This is a genomic window from Stenotrophobium rhamnosiphilum (genome assembly GCF_003052265.1).
Classification (GTDB): domain Bacteria; phylum Pseudomonadota; class Gammaproteobacteria; order Nevskiales; family Nevskiaceae; genus Stenotrophobium; species Stenotrophobium rhamnosiphilum.
Window position 1 is genome coordinate 120,507 of record NZ_QANS01000006.1, and the last position, 15,049, is coordinate 135,555.

A 15,049-nucleotide genomic window follows, 5' to 3' on the forward strand; every position below is an offset into this window, starting at 1 on the left:
TCTAGGCGATTTATTACGAATGCTATGACGATACAAGCGCCAAGAATTGCTGGAGCCGGGCTCTTCGCCGTTGATGTTCTTGTCGGCCCCGATGGTGACGTTTCGAAATGTTCTCTCGGCGGTTCGGCAGGGAATGTTTTGGCTATTCTCGGCTCGCTTGGCTGGGGCACGAGTCCCATTGGCATGCTAGGCGACGACTCAGCCGCCGACATGCTTCAAGACGAATTCTCTGCCATAGGCGCTGACCTAACGTTCATGCGGCGATCAGATGATCGGCGTACTCCTGTTGTTTACCAACATCAGTTGAGCCAGCCCGAATCGCATACGCACAGATTTAGTTTTACGTGCCCCTGCTGTGGCACTCGGCGCAAACCGCAGTGGGATCTTCGCGATCACCCAGCAACATACGACACAGAGTTACCATCTGCTTCTGTTTTCTTCCTTGATCGCCCGACAGAATCTGGCATCGCAATGGCTCAGCACTATGCTGAACTTGGCGGGCTTGTTGTATTCGAGCCCTCAGAAATTGGAAGCGATGTAGCCTTGTTTAGAAAAGCGCTGCAGTATTCGCACATCGTAAAATACGCAGATGATCGTATAAACGGCCTCGAAGACTTCGACACCAGCTCTGTGATTGTCGAAATTCAAACCCGTGGGCCTCGCGGCCTTCGCTTCAAAACTGCAAATTTGCACTTGGATTGGTTTGAGCTAGGAGCTTACGCCCTACCAACTCACAAACGTGATACCGCGGGCGCTGGCGACTGGTGCACGGCAGGCCTAATTTATAAGTTATTTAATGACGGCGTAAGCAGCAGAGATGATGTTGGGCATGAGTCACTTCTGAACGCGTTGGCGTTTGGCCAGGCATTGTCTGCATTTAACTGCATGACGGAGGGCGCGCGCGGGCTTCTAGATGCATGGCGCCCAGAGAAGATTGTGGAGCAAGCTCGAGAGCTGAGCTCTCTGCGTTTGAGCGCGATGCTTGAAAACCAAATTGCTCCATCAAGTCCTATGAGCGAGGACTTTTTAGTCCGTCTCGTTGATGATTCAATTTTTGCTCAGCGCAAATCTCATTTAAGCACTAACAATTTCCTCTGCTGCCTCTAATTTTTTGCGTGTTGTTCGCTTAGTACTTTCCACGCTTTTTTTGCTGCGGCCTTTGAGTTGTTCGGATTTTCCAATTTCGTCCCGAACTTCCATTAGTAGCTGGCCTAATTTGTTTTGGCCCTTACCGTTTACTTCGCCCCAGAGCCGGTTGACCGCATTATCAACGGTGGCAGCCTCAACCAACCTCGCGTTGCCAGTGCTGAGAAGTAAATCTTTTAGATCTTGGTGCTGAGTGAACTTGGCAAGCAAGATGCGTTTCATGCGATCAAATTTAATCTTGGACCAGTCTGGTGATACGTCCCAAACGTATAGTCCATGAGCAGCCATCGCGAGTAATGCCGGACTTGGCGCCGACATCAGCCACTTTCGAACAGCTGGTTTTCTGGCTTTGCCGGCTTGATATGCGTGTTCGGTTGTTGGAAAAACTTCGTCTTCGAAAGTTACATCTCGCTTGAAGAGATTACTGAAAGCACCGTAAGGCTTTTCGCTAGCACGGTAGAAACGGATCTCATTCATGGTGGTCTCCTGTAATTCAGCTGAGTACTTCATTGGATTGATTTCGAGTTCGCGAGGTCGCCGCGCGCTTTAGTTTTTTGCATCTTTGTTTCACGCCAGGCTTTTAAAACTGCATTGACGTCTTCGGGTGGCAACAACGCCATTAGGTTTAAGACAGACGACATTGCCGCCGGGGTGGTTGATCCACGCATCCACTCGCCTACTGCGCGCGTGCTCGCATGCGCAAGCAGCGCTAAATCTTCGTGCGTGAGACGGCGTCCGTGCACAACGGAAAGCCTAAGCTGCATATCAGTTAATGTTTTTTGTAATTTATTCACATATAACTCATTTTAACTTACATAAAATTGTAAGTTACACACATAAAGAACGCAATAGATATGCGTTCTTTATGTTTGGCAATCAATGGATGTAGAAGCGATTAAGACCGCGCTTCTTAGGAAGAAGCTGCATAGCGCCGAGCCCGATGCGTTACCACCTCTGCGACAGAGCGGCTAAGCATTGACCTAAAAGAATCCTATACGCGTCGGTTTAGTCATTTTTTCAGGGAGCCCTGCCCTGGCGCGCGTCGGTCCAAAATTGTTAACGACTTTAATTGAGTGTCAACAACTTTAATTCCGTGTAAACGACTTTAATTACGCCGAACAACTGGGTTGCGGCTCGGGCGGAACGGCCTCCCATAAATGGGTGAGGCTGACTCATTAACGCTGCAATAATCTGTTTTCCATTCTGCGGCGTCCTGTGCGTATCGGTCTTGAACCCGGTACTGAGCGGGGCTCACGCCGGCCCCTTATAAGGAGAACAACATGTCGCAAGCCGCTACTGACCCTGTCCTGCTCGAACGTCGTGGAGACGTCCTCTGGATCATCATTAACCGTGAAGAGCGCCGTAACGCGCTGAATCAGGAAGTGGTGCAGACCATCGACCGCGGCATTGCTGAGGCGGTTGCGGGCGGCGAAGTGAAGGCGATTGTGCTGACCGGCGCGGGCGACAAGGCATTTTGCGCTGGCGCGGATCTGGCCAAGGGCGCTAAGGGTTTTGCGTTTGCTGTCGATTTCTCACGACCCAAGCATTACATCGTTGATCTGTTCAAGCGCTTGCAGGAGTGCACGCTGCCCGTGATTGCTCGCGTGAATGGCCATGCGATGGCGGGCGGCTTCGGCCTGCTCTGCGCTTGCGACATGGTGATTGCGGCAGATGACATTCGCATCGGCACCACCGAGAGCAAGATCGGCATGACGCCGATGATGATCCTGCCGTACATGCTGCGCGTGTTGCCGCCGCGCAAACTACAAGAGATGTGCATCACCGGCGAACAGTTCACGGCGAAGGAAGCCTACGAGTGGGGCCTGCTGAACTATCTCGTGCCGCGTGCTGAACTCGACACCAAGCTGGACTGGCTGCTGTCGCGCATCATCGACAAATCACCCACCGCAATTCGCCTGGGCAAACAGGCTTTCAACGCGACGCGCGATATGGGTCTGCGTGAAGCGCTGGAGTACGCGCAGGCGATGGTGCCGGTGATGTCGAGCACGCAGGACGCGAAGGAAGGCATGGGTGCGTTCCAAGAGAAGCGCGCGCCTAACTTCACGGGCACCTAAGAACATTTTGTAGGAGCGCCTCTTAGGCGCGATTGACGCAGAAAGAATCGCGCCTAAGAGGCGCTCCTACGGGGAAACATTTATGAGTAAACAAGTAAGAATTGGTTGCGGCGCTGGTTTCTGGGGCGACTCAGCGGAAGGCCCGAAGCAACTCGTTGAATCCGGCGAGATCGATTATCTCGTTCTCGATTATCTGGCTGAGATCACGATGTCGCTGCTCGCCAAAGCGCGCGGCAAAGATCCAGCAGCGGGTTACGCAACAGATTTTCCTGATGTGATCGCGCGCCTCGCGCCGACCATCAAGGCCAACAAAATTCGCGTCGTTACCAATGCAGGCGGCGTTAATCCGCAGGCTTGCCGCGATGCATTGCAGGCCAAGTTGCAGGCTGCGGGCATTGAGCTGTCGATTGGCATTGTCACCGGCGACGATCTGCTCGCACGCGCTGGCGACTTCGCCAACGTAAAAGAAATGTTCACCGGCGAAAGCATTCCCGGAAAGCTCTGGAGCATGAACGCTTATCTCGGTGCGTTTCCGGTTGCGCAGGCACTCGATGCAGGCGCTGACATCGTCATCACTGGCCGCTGCGTCGACAGCGCTGTTGCACTCGGTCCATTGATTCACGAATTCGGTTGGAAGACTGACGACTACGATCAACTCGCGATGGGCAGCCTCGCTGGCCACATCGTTGAGTGCGGCGCGCAAGCGACCGGTGGCATCATCACCGACTGGGAAACCACCAGTGCCGACTGGGATCGCATGGGCTTCCCGATTGCGATCTGCGAAGCGGATGGCAGCTTTGTTGTGACCAAGCCTGCGAACACTGGCGGCAACGTCAATATCGCTGCAGTGAGCGAACAGCTGGTCTATGAAATTGGTGATCCCGCAAGTTATTTGTTGCCAGACGTGACCTGCGATTTCCGCGGCGTGACGCTGAAGCAGCTGGGCGACAACCGCGTGCAAGTGATCGGCGCCAAAGGCCGCGCACCGAGCGATCAGTACAAAGTTTCTGCGACGTATCAGGATGGCTTCCGCGCCACTGGCACGATGATGATTGGTGGTCGCAATGCCGTCGGCAAAGCTGAAGCCGTCGCCGCTGCAATCCTACGCCGCACACGCACGATGTTTGAGCAGCGCAAGTTGCCGGACTACACGCGCACCGATGTTGAAGTGCTCGGCAGTGAATCCAACTGGGGCGCCAACGCACGCCGTCGCGATACGCGCGAAGTGGTGTTGAAGCTTTCCGTGCAGAGCGCCGACAAAGGCGCGCTGGAAATTTTCTCGCGCGAATTCATTCCTGCTGCAACGGCAATGGCGCAGAGCATCACCGGCTTCTCGGGTGGTCGCCCTTCAGTCACGCCAGTCGTGCGTTTGTTCTCTTGCCTCGTACCGAAGAGCAACTTGCCAGTGCATGTGGATGCAGGCGGTAAGAATGCTGCTGCTCCGATTGCAGCGGGCGTTGCAACGCTTACGGCTGCTCCGGCAGTAGCAATCGACACCACGGCTGTCGCCAAAGAAGCGGATTCAGTTTCAGTGCCACTCGTTTCTTTGGCTTACGGCCGCAGCGGCGACAAAGGCAACAGCGCCAACATCGGTGTGATTGCACGTCGTGCAGAGTTTGTTCCGCTGTTGCGCGAACAGCTCACCGCAGAAGCCGTGAAGCAGTACATGGCGCACTTCTTCAAAGGCGAAGCACAGCGTTTTGAATTGCCGGGCCTGATGGCATTCAACTTCCTGATTGCCGATGCACTCGGTGGCGGTGGTATGGCATCTCTGCGTTATGACCCGCAGGGCAAGATGCTGTCGCAGATCCTGATGGACTTCCCGCTCTCGGTTCCGAAGTCTTGGGTTGATAAGGGATTGGTCAGCGCATGAACAGCGCCTCAACCGCCATCACCGTAGGGTGCGCTGTGCGCACGCGGTTTGGCACGTCCCTAGCGGCAAGAGAAGGTGCGCACAGCGCACCCTACGGTTCGATCATATGAGCAGCGCGCCTGCCCGCCGCCCAGCAACGCGCTTAGCGCGTGAGCAGCGTGTGGGCGACATTCTCGTCGCAGCACGTGATGTGTTCTGCGAGAAAGGTTACGAGCAGACTGCCGTTTCCGAAATCGCGGCACGCATCGGCGTCGTTGAAGGCACTGTCTACAAATACTTCGAGAGCAAGCGTGACTTGCTGCTGAAGGTTTTGGAGCACTGGTACGAAGAGATGTTCGGCGACTACGCGCGTGATCTCTCAGGCATCCAAGGCGCACGTTCACGTTTGCGCTTGCTGGTGTGGCGTCATCTGCGCTCCATCCGCGAATACCCACTGTTGTGTCGCCTGATGTTTCGCGAAGTGCGCTCGGAGCGCGACTACGTTGGCTCTGAATTGCATGAACTCAACAAGCGCTACACGCGTTTGCTGCTCGACGTGTTGGAAGACGGCGTGAAGAGCGGTGAGCTGCGTCATGACGTGCCGCTGCATCTGCTGCGCGACATGGTCTACGGCAGCATCGAGCATTACACCTGGAACTTTATTTGCGGCCGCGGCGAGTTGGATATCGACGCGACTGCGGACCAAATCACTGCACTGTTGTGTGACGGCGTCGCCGCGCACAACGGCGCAGACACGCTTAAACGTGAAACTGAAAGGCTGTCGCAGATCGCATCGCGAATCGAACGCAGCCTTCCCAAGCAGGCAAGGAAATCATGAGCAACAGAAATACCAAAGCTCCGGATGTATCGAGCTGGCCCTTTAACTCCGTACTCGTCGCCAACCGCGGCGAGATCGCTGTGCGCGTGCTGCGCACTGTGCAGAAACTCGGACTCAAAGGAATCGTGGTTTATCACGCGGCCGATCGCGGCACGTTGGCGGTGAAGATGGCGGATCAAGCCATCGAAATCACTGGCTCAACGCCTGTCGCCAGCTACCTCGATGGCGCGCAGATCATCGCTGCAGCCAAGGCCAGCGGCGCTGGCGCGATTCACCCGGGCTACGGCTTTCTCTCCGAGAACAAAGGTTTCTGCCAAGCGGTAGAAGCTGCGGGCATTCGCTTCATCGGCCCTACGCCAGAACAGATCGACCTGATGGGCGACAAGGTTCGTGCGCGTAACTATGTTGAGAAGGCTGGCTTCCCAGTCGCGCCTTCTGCGATTGAAGACAATGATCCCGCAACCTTCGTTGAGCGCTCACGCAAAGTTGGCGCGCCGTTGCTGATCAAGCCTAGCGCAGGCGGTGGCGGTAAAGGCATGCGCATCGTGCGTGACCTCGCTCTGCTCGAACAAGAAATTGAACGCGGCCGCAGTGAAGGTCAGCGTTACTTCGGCGACGGCCGCTTGTATTGCGAGCGTTATATCGAAAACCCACGCCACATCGAAGTACAGGTACTGGGCGACGGACAAGGCAATGTGGTGCACGTGTTTGAGCGCGAATGCTCAGTGCAGCGCCGCTTCCAGAAGATTGTTGAAGAAACCCCATCACCCGCACTCGACGCCGCACAGCGCGAGAAGATTTGCGAAACCGCCGCAGGCATTGCCCGCGCGATTGGTTACCGCAACGCAGGCACGGTGGAGTTCATCTTCGGCCAGCAGGGCGAGTTCTACTTCCTCGAAATGAACACGCGCTTGCAGGTTGAACATCCGGTCACCGAAGAAATCACCGGCATCGACCTCGTGCAAGAACAGCTGCGCGTTGCTGCTGGCGAGAAGCTGGGCTACGTGCAGTCAGACGTAACTTCTTCCGGCCATGCGATTGAGTTCCGCATCTATGCAGAAGACGCCGCACGCGGTTACACGCCGACCACCGGCCCTGTGCTGACGCTGCAACCGCCACAAGGCGAAGGCGTGCGTTGGGATAGCGGTGTGATTCAAGGCGGCGAAGTGACGGCTGCTTTCGATCCTATGATCGCCAAGCTGATCATCCGCGGCAAAGATCGTGATGATGCGATTGCCAAGGCTGACAAGGCACTGCGCGAAACCGTATTGCTGGGTTGCAAAACCAACACTGCATTCTTGCGTCGTCTGATTCAGCACCCAGCGTTTGTTGCCGGCGATGTGCACACCGGCTTCCTCGATGCGAATCCGCAGATTGCTGCTGAACCTGAAATGGCCAAGACCACGCTGCATGCGTTGCTCTCGGCTGCATCGCTGAGCACGCGCCCGATGCGCGACGTCGCGGATGCCGTACCCAATATGCATGCCGCCATTGGCGGTTGGAGAAATTAATGCATCACGCATTCAAGCTCGGCGACGCTGAGCACAATCTCGAAATCTCGCGCGGTGCGGACGGCTATCGTCTGCATCTGATCGACGATCAAACCGTCCCTTTTGATTTGAAGACCGGCGCTGATGGCCGCCAATGGTTAACGCTGGATGGCGTGCATCACGAAGTCGTGATCGCCACCAAAGGCGATGACGTTTTCATTCACTTTGATGGCGAGGCTTATCAGCTGCGCTATGAGCATCCGCTCAAGCGTCTAGCCGCTGCAGGCGGAGGTGCCGCCGAAGACCGCGTGATGGCGCCAATGCCGGGCAGCATCGTCAACGTCACCGTCAAAGCTGGCGACGCCGTTACCAAGGGCCAAGTGCTGTTGGTGATGGAGAGCATGAAAATGGAAACCACCATCACGGCACCACGCGATGGCGTGATCGAAGCCGTGACTTACGACAAGGGCCAGACCTTTGATCGCGATGCGCTGTTGCTCAGCCTCGTCGCGCTGGAGAAGAAGAAGTGAAACGCATCGAATCCAAAATTAATACTTCTTCGGCCGAGTTCCAGGCCAACGCCGCGCACAACCGCAAAGTGGTTGACGACTTCCGCGAGCTGCAACGCAAAGCGCGTGATGACCGTCCTCAGCGCGACATCGATCGTCTTCGCTCGCAGAACAAACTGTTGGTGCGCGAACGCCTGAAGCTGTTGCTCGACCCGGGCACGCCTTTCCTTGAGTTCTCATCGCTGGCTGCCAACGATGCTTATGATGGCGACGTACCGGGCGCAGCATGCGTCACGGGTATCGGCATCGTTTCGGGTCGTGAAGTCGTGATCAATGCGGGCGATGCTTCAGTGAAGGGCGGCGCTTGGTATCCGCTCACCGTGAAGAAGACGGTGCGCGCACTCGATATCGCTATCGAAAACCGTCTCCCAGTCGTTCACCTCTGCGATTCCGCTGGTGGCTTCTTGCCGTTGCAAGCTGATTTGTTTGCCGACAAATACATGGCAGGCCGCATCTTCCGTAACCAATGCCAACTCTCGAAGATGGGCGTGCAGCAGGTGTCTGTCGTACTCGGTCACTGCACCGCAGGCGGCGCTTACGTGCCGGGCCTGTCGGACTACAACGTCATCGTGCGCGGCACTGGCGCGATCTTCCTTGCTGGCCCTCCGTTGGTGAAAGCTGCAACGGGTGAAGACGTGTCGGTGGAAGATCTCGGTGGTTGCGACATGCACACCAGCGTCTCCGGCACCGCCGACTATCCCGCTTCGAGCGAAGAAGAAGCGATTGCGATTGCGCGCGACATCGTTGCGCAGTTCAAGCGTCCACAGAAAACGCACATCGAATGGCAGGAACCAGAAGCACCGTTCTACGATCCGTCCGAACTGTATGGCGTGATTCCGAAAGACATCAAACAACAGTTTGATATTCGCGAAGTGATTGCACGTCTCGTCGACGGCTCACGCTTCCACGAATACCAGCCGAACTATGGCAAGACACTGATCTGCGGCTACGCACATCTGTGGGGCTACAAGATCGGCATTCTCGGCAACAACGGCGTGCTGTTTAACGACAGCTCGCTGAAGGGCGCACACTTCATCGAACTGTGCAACCAGAACAAGACGCCGATCCTGTTCCTGCAGAACATCACCGGCTTCATGGTTGGCCGCGAATACGAACGCCGCGGCATCACCAAGGACGGCGCCAAGATGATCATGGCCGTGTCCTGCTCGGAAGTGCCGAAGTTCACCGTGATGTGTAACGGTTCCTTCGGCGCTGGTAACTACGGCATGAGCGGTCGCGCATTTGATTCACGCTTCTTGTTCGCCTGGCCGCAGTCACAAATTTCGGTGATGGGCGCAGAACAAGCCGCGAACACGCTGGCTGACGTGAAGGTTCGTCAGCTCGCCAAGCAAGGCAAGAAGCTGACGCAAGAAGACATCGACGCGATCCGCGATCCGGTGCTCGGCGAGTTCAAGCGCAAACAGAGCGCGTACTGGAGCACGTCGGAAATGTGGGACGACGGCATTCTCGACCCCGCGGATACCCGCAACGCCCTCGGCATTGCACTATCTGCCTCGTTGAGCGCACCCATTGGCGATCCGCGATACGGTATCTTCCGTATGTAAGCATCTTGGGCCCGCACTAGCGGGCCCAGTCTTTATCGCCACACAGAGCCAGTCATGAATTATGAATTGAAAGTTGTCCCGGTCAGCACGCGCAGCCGCATCATCATGCGATTGCTCAAGACGTTTCTGCGCCCGTGGCTCTCATGGCTGGTGCGCGGCTCGCGTGATCGCATTGCAAGATTTCAGTTGCTGACGGCTTCGAATAAATGCCGCAATACTTACGGATTGCCGATGGAGTATCGCGTGATCGGTGCGCCCGATGGCGGTATTCCGGGTCACTTTGCTGGCCTGCCGACTGACACGTACAAGAACGCGATTCTCTACATTCACGGTGGCGCGTTCATTCTTCCTGCGTCGCCTGATGTGCAACTGCGCATGATGTGCAAACTATGCCGCGATATGGATGCGGTGGGTTTTGGTGTTGACTACCGTCTCGCACCGAGCAGCAAGTTTCCGGCTGCACTGGATGATTGCGAACGTGCTTATCGCGCGCTGCTCGATCTGGGTTTTGCAGCAAATCGAATTGCGATTGTTGGCGAATCCGCTGGTGGCAATCTGACACTCGCTGTATTGCAGCGCATTCGCAAGCGCGGCTGGCCGATGCCTGCTTGCGCGATTCCAATTTCACCCGCAACCGATCTCGGCCGTTCACACGGCCTGCCTTCACGCATTACTCGCGCGAAGGGAGATGTACTCCTACCATCAAAGGCATTACATCGCGTCGACGTGTTTTATAGCGGTGATCACGATGCATCCGATCCTGAACTGTCGCCGTTGTTTGCCGACTTCCGCGGATTTCCGCCACTTTATTTCCTCGCGTCTGACGCCGAACTCCTGCGTGACGACAGCGTGCTTTGTGCAGGGCGTGCACACGAAGCTGGCGTAGACGTGAAGCTGGATATCTGGCCGACATTCCCGCACGCCTTCCCACTGTTCGCACAAATGTTTCCTGAAGTGATCGAATCACAGAAGGACATGGTGACGTTCATGAAGAAGCACATTCCTTAAGTTTTAAACGCCTGCCCGCAGATCGAAGAGCATCAACATGAGCGCATCAAAATACGCAGAGCAGTATCAACGTTCTTTGTCTGAGCCAGAAATATTCTGGGCCGAGCAAGCAGCGAAACTGCGTTGGCATAAGCCGTGGTCCAAAGTGTTGGATGACAGCAAAGCACCTTTCTATCGCTGGTTTGCAGGCGCCGAGTTCAACACCTGCTATAATGCGCTGGATCGTCATGTTGAAGAAGGTCGCGCCGATCAAGTCGCGATCACCTATGACAGCCCGCTGACCAACTCGCTAAAGAAATTCACCTACCGCGAATTGCGTGATGAAGTTGCGCTGTTTGCGGGCGCGCTGCGCGCCAACGGCGTGAAGCGTGGCGATCTCGTCGTAATCTACATGCCGATGGTTCCAGAAGCCGCCGTTGCGATGCTGGCCTGTGCGCGTATCGGCGCTGTGCACTCGGTGGTGTTCGGTGGCTTTGCTGCGCCTGAACTCGCCAAGCGCATTGATGCTGCGAAGCCTGTGTTGTTGGTATCGGCAACTTGCGGCATCGAGCCGGGCCGCGTGATCGATTATAAACCTCTACTCGATCAAGCGATCGAACTCGCTGAACACAAAGTCACTCGCACGATCATTCTGCAACGTCCACAACGCGAAGCCGCTTTGATCGCAGGTCGCGATGTTGATTGGCAAGAAGCCGTTGAAGCGGCACAGCCTGCTGACTGCGTGCCCGTTGCATCCACTGATCCGCTTTACGTTCTTTACACCTCTGGCACCACGGGCAAGCCGAAAGGCGTTGTGCGTGATCACGGTGGTCACGCGGTTGCGCTGATGTATTCGATGAAGACCGTGTTCGATACCAATCCCGGTGATGTGTTCTGGGCGGCGTCGGATGTAGGCTGGGTTGTGGGCCACTCGTACATTGTTTATGGCCCGTTGCTGCAAGGCTGCACGACCATTTTCTACGAAGGTAAACCTGTCGGCACACCAGACGCAGGTGCTTTCTGGCGCGTGATCTCGCAGCACGGCGTTAAAACTTTCTTCACTGCACCGACTGCGTTCCGCGCAATCAAGAAAGAAGATCCGGAAGGCAAGTTGATTGGCCAATACGATCTGTCGAAATTCAAAACGCTTTATCTCGCTGGCGAACGCTGCGATCCCGATACGATTTTGTGGGCGCAAGACAAACTCAAAGTGCCAGTAATTGATAACTGGTGGCAGACCGAATTGGGTTGGTCCGCAATTGCCAACTGCCAAGGCTTGGAGTTGATGCCGGTGAAGCCGGGCTCAGCCGCTGTGCCGGTGCCTGGCTTTGAATTCGCCGTGCTCGATAACGCTGGCACGCCGGTGAAGGACGACGACATCGGCAACGTTGTGATCAAACTGCCGCTGCCTCCAGGCACGCTCAGCACGATGTGGCAGAACGATCAGGGTTATCACGACAATTATTTAAGCCGCTATCCCGGCTATTACCTCACCGGCGACGCGGGCTATCGCGACACCGACGGTTATCTGTGGATCATGTCGCGCATCGACGACATCATTAACGTCGCAGGCCACCGCCTCTCAACGGGCGCGATGGAAGAAGTGTTGTCGTCGCATCCTGCGGTTGCCGAGTGTGCCGTCATTGGCGTTGCTGATGCGCTGAAGGGACAACTCCCCGTCGGCCTCGTTGTGCTGAAAGCAGGCGTAACGAAATCGTCGGAAGAAATTGTTCGCGAATTGGTCGAGCGCGTACGCGCGCAGATCGGCGCGGTTGCAGCCTTTAAACAAGCGACGGTGATTGCACGTTTGCCGAAGACACGCTCCGGCAAGGTGCTGCGTTCGACGATGCGTTCTATCGCTGACAGCCAGCCACACACGGTTCCGGCGACGATTGATGATCCGAAGTCCTTGGAAGAAATTGCTACTGCGCTTCAGGCACTGGGCTACGCTAAGTGACCTCGTAGGAGCGCCTCTTAGGCGCGATGGCCCAGCGCCAATCGCGCCTAAGAGGCGCTCCTACACTTCTCGCAGAGACAAGCGAAAAAACCACCATCAGTGCGACAATACGCACATGAAAGCGAATAACCGATCCGTCTTTATTACCGGCGGTGGCTCCGGCCTTGGGGCTGCTATTGCCCGTCATCTGGCTCGCTTAGGCTGGCGCGTTGCACTCGCTGGACGCAATCAAACGCGACTCGATGGCGCGGCCGCTGAGCTGAAAAAAATGGGCACACCCGCACAGGTGTTTGCGCTGGATGTTGCGAATGCCAGCGCAGTCGAAGCGGCGATTCGCGAGTTTCGCCCTGATGCATTGGTCTGCTGCGCAGCCATCATGGGTCGCGGCGATGTCTGGGGCGAGCTGACCCCGGGCTTGTTTGCACAGGTGATGGCGACCAATGTTTCCGGCACGTTCAACACCTGTGCTGCGGCGATGAAACTTTGGAAAGAGAACGGCATCAAAGGCGATATCGTTAACATCTCTTCGCTGGGCGGCATTCGCGGCATGCAGAAATTTTCAGGGTTTTCGGCTTACGCGGCATCCAAGCACGCAATTGTCGGGCTCACCGAAGCGCTGTCGATTGATGGCCGTACGCATGGCATTCGTGTGAATGCAGTTGCTCCGGGCACAATTAACACGGCAATGACCGAAGCACTCGGTCTTGAACCTAAGACTCAACCTGATCAGCTGGCACCGACCGTTGCCTTCTTGCTTGATCGCCAGCAGTCAGAATTAATTAGCGGCACCACGATGGAAGTACATTGCAATGACGACTAAGAAAGCGCCACTCGTTTACCTCACACGCCGCGAAACCTTCTCAGCCGCACATCGTCTTTGGGCAGACGATCTGAGTGAGCAAGAGAACCGCGATCTGTTCGGTCCCTGCGCCTACGATCATGGTCACGGCCACAACTATGTGTTGGAGGTGACGCTGCGCGGTCCGATTGATCCAAAGACCGGCATCCTGATCAACCTCAAAGAAATTCGTGATGTGGTGCATGAGTTGATTGTTGGCGACGTTGATCATCGCCACCTCAATCACGATGCCCCACTAACGCGTGGCATCAATCCCACCGCAGAAAATCTTGTTGTGTTGTTCTGGACCGTGCTGCACAAACACTTCAACGAAATGCTTTACGAAGTTCGCCTGCGCGAAACCGAAAAGAATTGGGTCACGTACTACGGCGAGTAATTGGCAGCACGATGTTTAAGAACTTTTTGGTTATCGCGCTAGCCCTTTCACTCAGCGCCTGCGTAACGCTTTACAGCAAGACCCGTGAGTGGAAAGCGCCGCGCATCGTCGGCGATTACACCGTTAGCGCAACGATGAATGTCGGGCTTCTAATCACTGATGTGACCATCTCCGTCAACGGCCGTCAGGCACTCGCCGGACAGTCATGGTTCTGGTCTGACACGCTGACACTGGAAGGCGATGTAGAGCACGTACCTATCTTGGCGCTGTGCCACATCAAAGATAAAACTTGTGATGTCACCATCGCTGGCCTGATTGGCGCGAAGCTGAAGTTTTGAGTTGACGCCTAGCTGGGCAAACTGCTCGGCTTATTTAGAAGCCTTAGCGCCCGAAGATTTTTCTGCGGCTTGTTTAGCCAATACCTCTGCACGCGCTGCTATACGTACACGTATTGCGGCACCGATGGAGTGGTAGCTGAAATTATCCTCCACCTCGATATCGTCCACAGAAATTTGAGTCCGATACTCCGGATTCATCTTGAATGTGTCCTTCCTTCGAAGAAAACAACTCCGTCCAAGAGGCACTCCGAGCTTTGTTGTAAAACGAGCGTTATAAGCCGTCTCAATCAAATATTTTTCAAATACACGCATGCTTGAACTCTCAACGATAACGTTTGAGATTTTCCCGTCAGGCTCGACCTCAATGAGCGACCAAACCCAGCCCTGAATGCCGCGTATAGCGGCCTGCCGGAGAAGAGGCGGGAGAGGTAAAGACTCTGAACCGGCCTCTCTCTGAATAATGCCAAGGTCACAAACTTCTTTGTTCTTCTTGTCGCTCATATAGAACAAACCATAGCGGGCATACCAGTCTTGTACTGGCGTGTGCGCCATATTCAAAAGTTTTTCATACGCTGCAACAGATTCCGCATTACGTCCAAGATCTCGCAACACATTTGCCTTCTCCAAAGTAATCCACGCACGATCAAAATCGTCCTGCGCTACTTCTGGCGACAACGCTTCAAGCGCAGCCAACGCCGCTTCTTGATGTCGCTTTATTGCTTCTTGCGGCAGTTTGACGGCGACATGTGTCACGCCCTTCTTGTGCCACGGTGCAACATCCAGTTCTAAAGCACGCGTCAGTTCTGGCGAAGGTTGTCGCAACGCAGTACGCGTCAGAAACAGTTCCTTATCGCTTTCATTCAGGCCATCTTCTTTCTTGACCGAACCGCTCTGAGCGCATGCGCTGAGAATTCCCACCAGTACCACGACGGCACAAAGCTTTGAGCGATTCATTCCAAGAAACCGATTGCGCATGCAAAAATCCTGAACTTGTTAC

General features: G+C 55.5%; 15 protein-coding genes. 12 read left to right on the top strand and 3 right to left on the bottom strand.

Annotation, left to right across the window (positions count from 1 at the left end; genetic code table 11):
• Window positions 1-24 precede the first annotated feature (24 nt).
• Complete coding sequence (locus CJD38_RS15415) at window positions 25-1,107, top strand: PfkB family carbohydrate kinase (RefSeq protein ID WP_107941271.1); 1,083 nt, start codon at window positions 25-27, stop codon at window positions 1,105-1,107.
• On the opposite strand, the gene ybiA is transcribed toward CJD38_RS15415, so the two are convergent.
• Window positions 1,075-1,623, bottom strand: coding sequence for a riboflavin biosynthesis intermediates N-glycosidase (gene ybiA, locus CJD38_RS15420; protein ID WP_107941348.1), 549 nt, complete (start codon window positions 1,621-1,623; stop codon window positions 1,075-1,077). The two genes, CJD38_RS15415 and ybiA, sit on opposite strands and share 33 nt — an antisense overlap.
• A 29-nt stretch (window positions 1,624-1,652) precedes the next feature.
• Entirely contained in the window at window positions 1,653-1,940 is a 288-nt protein-coding gene (locus CJD38_RS15425) for a hypothetical protein (RefSeq protein ID WP_146166002.1), read from the bottom strand.
• Window positions 1,941-2,426: 486 nt separating this feature from the next.
• Here CJD38_RS15425 and CJD38_RS15430 point away from each other — a divergent pair, with 486 nt between their 5' ends.
• The 11 genes from CJD38_RS15430 to CJD38_RS15480 all read left to right on the top strand — a co-directional run bounded on the left by CJD38_RS15430 (window position 2,427) and on the right by CJD38_RS15480 (window position 14,052).
• Window positions 2,427-3,221, top strand: a complete 795-nt coding sequence (locus tag CJD38_RS15430; protein WP_107941273.1) for an enoyl-CoA hydratase-related protein — start codon at window positions 2,427-2,429, stop codon at window positions 3,219-3,221.
• An 82-nt stretch (window positions 3,222-3,303) separates the two neighbouring features.
• Window positions 3,304-5,094, top strand: coding sequence for an acyclic terpene utilization AtuA family protein (locus CJD38_RS15435; RefSeq protein ID WP_107941274.1), 1,791 nt, complete (start codon window positions 3,304-3,306; stop codon window positions 5,092-5,094).
• Between the two features lie 106 nt (window positions 5,095-5,200).
• A complete protein-coding gene (locus CJD38_RS15440) occupies window positions 5,201-5,911 on the top strand; it encodes a TetR/AcrR family transcriptional regulator (protein WP_107941275.1) in 711 nt (236 codons plus the stop codon).
• On the top strand, window positions 5,908-7,422 hold the full coding sequence (locus CJD38_RS15445) for an acetyl-CoA carboxylase biotin carboxylase subunit (protein WP_107941276.1): 1,515 nt from the start codon (window positions 5,908-5,910) through the stop codon (window positions 7,420-7,422). Before CJD38_RS15440 ends, CJD38_RS15445 begins: the two co-directional genes overlap by 4 nt.
• Window positions 7,422-7,931 carry an acyl-CoA carboxylase biotin carboxyl carrier protein subunit gene (locus tag CJD38_RS15450; RefSeq protein ID WP_107941277.1) on the top strand — a complete coding sequence of 170 codons (510 nt, stop codon included), beginning with the start codon at window positions 7,422-7,424 and terminating at the stop codon, window positions 7,929-7,931. Before CJD38_RS15445 ends, CJD38_RS15450 begins: the two co-directional genes overlap by 1 nt.
• Window positions 7,928-9,535, top strand: a complete 1,608-nt coding sequence (locus tag CJD38_RS15455) for an acyl-CoA carboxylase subunit beta (RefSeq protein ID WP_107941278.1) — start codon at window positions 7,928-7,930, stop codon at window positions 9,533-9,535. Before CJD38_RS15450 ends, CJD38_RS15455 begins: the two co-directional genes overlap by 4 nt.
• Window positions 9,536-9,589: 54 nt before the next feature.
• Window positions 9,590-10,543, top strand: coding sequence for an alpha/beta hydrolase (locus tag CJD38_RS15460; RefSeq protein ID WP_107941279.1), 954 nt, complete (start codon window positions 9,590-9,592; stop codon window positions 10,541-10,543).
• Window positions 10,544-10,574: 31 nt separating this feature from the next.
• The gene (locus tag CJD38_RS15465; protein ID WP_276307806.1) at window positions 10,575-12,479 is read left to right on the top strand and encodes a propionyl-CoA synthetase; all 1,905 of its coding nucleotides are present in this window, start codon (window positions 10,575-10,577) and stop codon (window positions 12,477-12,479) included.
• Between the two features lie 115 nt (window positions 12,480-12,594).
• Window positions 12,595-13,299, top strand: a complete 705-nt coding sequence (locus CJD38_RS15470) for an SDR family NAD(P)-dependent oxidoreductase (protein ID WP_161554264.1) — start codon at window positions 12,595-12,597, stop codon at window positions 13,297-13,299.
• Window positions 13,289-13,714, top strand: a complete 426-nt coding sequence (locus CJD38_RS15475) for a 6-carboxytetrahydropterin synthase (protein ID WP_107941282.1) — start codon at window positions 13,289-13,291, stop codon at window positions 13,712-13,714. The genes CJD38_RS15470 and CJD38_RS15475 overlap by 11 nt, the downstream gene beginning before the upstream one ends.
• Window positions 13,715-13,725: 11 nt before the next feature.
• Window positions 13,726-14,052, top strand: a complete 327-nt coding sequence (locus tag CJD38_RS15480; RefSeq protein ID WP_107941283.1) for a hypothetical protein — start codon at window positions 13,726-13,728, stop codon at window positions 14,050-14,052.
• Between the two features lie 30 nt (window positions 14,053-14,082).
• Here CJD38_RS15480 and CJD38_RS15485 read toward each other — a convergent pair whose 3' ends face one another.
• Complete coding sequence (locus tag CJD38_RS15485) at window positions 14,083-15,027, bottom strand: energy transducer TonB (RefSeq protein WP_146166003.1); 945 nt, start codon at window positions 15,025-15,027, stop codon at window positions 14,083-14,085.
• Window positions 15,028-15,049: the final 22 nt, after the last annotated feature.